This is a genomic window from Lactiplantibacillus garii (assembly GCF_003885105.1).
Classification (GTDB): Bacteria; Bacillota; Bacilli; order Lactobacillales; family Lactobacillaceae; genus Lactiplantibacillus; species Lactiplantibacillus garii.
In genome coordinates this window covers 1-2,585 of sequence record NZ_QWZQ01000089.1, presented here as the reverse complement: position 1 = coordinate 2,585, position 2,585 = coordinate 1, and the positions used below count along the sequence as shown (strand labels likewise).

At 35.8% G+C, this 2,585-nt stretch carries 3 protein-coding genes; all 3 read right to left on the bottom strand.

The window, feature by feature from the left end; translation table 11 throughout:
• The coding region (locus tag D1831_RS14010) for a glycosyltransferase family 2 protein (RefSeq protein WP_225422907.1) at positions 1-867 on the bottom strand (867 nt) is incomplete at its 3' end.
• Positions 868-885: 18 nt separating this feature from the next.
• Positions 886-1,758: a glucose-1-phosphate thymidylyltransferase RfbA gene (gene rfbA, locus D1831_RS14005; RefSeq protein WP_125073425.1), complete on the bottom strand. Its 873-nt coding sequence runs from the start codon at positions 1,756-1,758 to the stop codon at positions 886-888.
• A 15-nt stretch (positions 1,759-1,773) separates the two neighbouring features.
• Positions 1,774-2,585 (bottom strand): glycosyltransferase family protein (locus tag D1831_RS14455; RefSeq protein WP_158610679.1); only part of this gene is annotated, 812 nt, incomplete at its 5' end.

The window sequence follows — 2,585 nt, the reverse complement described above, 5'->3', positions numbered from 1 at the left end:
ATATTTAGGCTTAAAGTTTATACCTGAAAGCATTCCTTTGAATACTATAAAACTTCGCTTCACTTTATGGTTCGGTGATACCACCAAGGCTTTTAAACTAACATAGCAATCGCGTATTAGTGTAGAAATTACTGCAACCTTCCCACGATGTTTGCGTGCAGTATACAATTCGTTTCGATATAAATAAAAGTATCTAGAAATACGATTAGCATCATCCGTATATACAGACGGCGCCTGATTACTACCAGATTCATGATTTACAACGGAACCTGCAACGAAATAACACGATGCAGTTGCCGACAAACGTAAAGTATACTCAACATCGTCTCCCCAAATAAAGAAATCTTCAAATGGGAGGCCAACGCTTTCCACTTTTCCACGGGGAACAAATAATGAAACGAAAGTCGCTACTTCTACCTTAATTAACCCTTTATCTGCCGACACTGACCAATCCCTAGTCGTCCACGGAACATTCATTGGAGTCCCATCTTTCCAATGAACATTGGAAGCTAGAAAACCAAAGTTAGGATAAATTGTTGTGGCTTTCAGTAATTCGCCTAAAGCACTTTCAGTTGGAATCGTATCATCATCCATTATCCATAGAAAAGCGTCATTTGTATCTGTTAATGCTGCTTGAATTCCACGCTTAAATCCTCCGGCACCACCATAATTCTTATCCAAACGTTTATAAATTAAGCCATCTGTATGATCAGCAATCATTATTTTTTGCGTTTCGTCCGTACTATTATTATCAATCACCATGATATGATCAACCACAACGGATTGATTCTTAATTGCATTAAGGCACTTTTTTAATAATTCTGAGCGATTGTAAGTTACTACAATCGCGCAAACTGATGTTTCCAAAATTAATTCGCTCCTTAATTATTGTTGATTCTTTAGGATTCGCATTAAGTACTGACCATAATCATTCTTTTTCATTTTGTTTGCTAGTTTTTCTAGATGGTTGGCATCAATGTATCCCATCCGATATGCAATTTCTTCAATTGATGCAATCTTTAAATTCTGTCGCTTTTGTACAGTAGAAATAAAACTGGAAGCTGATAACAAAGAATCATGAGTCCCAGTATCCAACCATGCATACCCACGGCCAAGCAATTTAACATTCAATTTATGTTGCTTGAGATACCACTTATTCACATCCGTAATTTCTAGTTCTCCACGAGCAGATGGTTGGATATTCTTAGCAATGTCCACCACATTATGATCATAAAAATATAATCCGGTAACTGCATAGTTACTCTTGGGTTTCGCAGGCTTTTCTTCTATAGAGATGACTTCTTTTCGTTTATTGAAATCTACCACACCAAAACGTTCCGGATCATTTACTTGATATCCAAACACCGACGCACCATCCGTTAACTTAGCTGTTGATTGTAACAATTCACTTAAGCCGCTACCATAAAAAATATTGTCACCCAACACTAAACAAACAGAGTCATTTTGAATAAAGTCTTTTCCAATGATAAATGCTTCAGCAAGTCCATTCGGTTTCTCCTGTACCGCATATTGGATGTTTAATCCAATTTGATTACCATTTTTTAATAAATGTTCAAACTGTGGTGCATCACTTGGAGTAGAAATAATTAAAATATCTCGAATACCAGCTAGCATTAACACTGAAAGTGGGTAATAAATCATTGGTTTATCGTAGACTGGAACTAATTGCTTAGAAACTCCCATAGTAATTGGATATAACCTAGTTCCTGACCCACCTGCTAAAATAATGCCCTTCATTATACATATCTCCTTTTAATTAACTTGACTTAGGTGTGAATAGTTCAATGCAACCTTAACAAAAAAGACAACAGTTGCAGAAAGTGTACGTTTATATACTCTATTGGTTACCATGCTCCACAATACCTTGCTATAAGACTCTTTTCCGATATTAGCAACTGTTTTAATAACACTTTGTTCACTTGCCGTAAGCACATCACTATATAACTTTTCAAAAGTTCGTGCTGCATTAACTGATGTTTCAATACGTTGATACTCTGTCTTTGAATTAATGCGTAATAAACGATTCTTTATACCGTTCGGAGTACCTACTACATTGCTACCATGCTGTCGATATTTCATCGTTGGAGTTGAAATATACCTAACAACTCCAAACTTTGTTGCCAACAATCCTAACCACATATCGTGCATAACATCCACAGTATCAATACTCTCAAGTGATAACTGTTTCAGACTATCGTTAATCATGACAGTGCAACCAGTAATATCATTTGCCAACAATAATGATTTTAAATCATCATGTGCCTCTGTCCTAACATTGCTTCCCATTGGGTTTAAAGATGCGTCAACAACCTCTAAATTAGTATGAACCAAACACGGATAGTTAGAATGTTGTATCTCTGTTTTTTTCATTTCGTCTAAGGTTATTTGAACTTTATCTGGCAACCATAAATCATCTTGATCTGAAAACATATAATATTCTGCATCAGTACCTTTCATCAAAGAAAAAAATGATTTCATCGGCCCAAGATTTTTTCTATGTGTTTCCCCCATGAATTTTTTGATACGTGTATCTTTGTGCACATACTTCTCAATAAGTTCGAGAG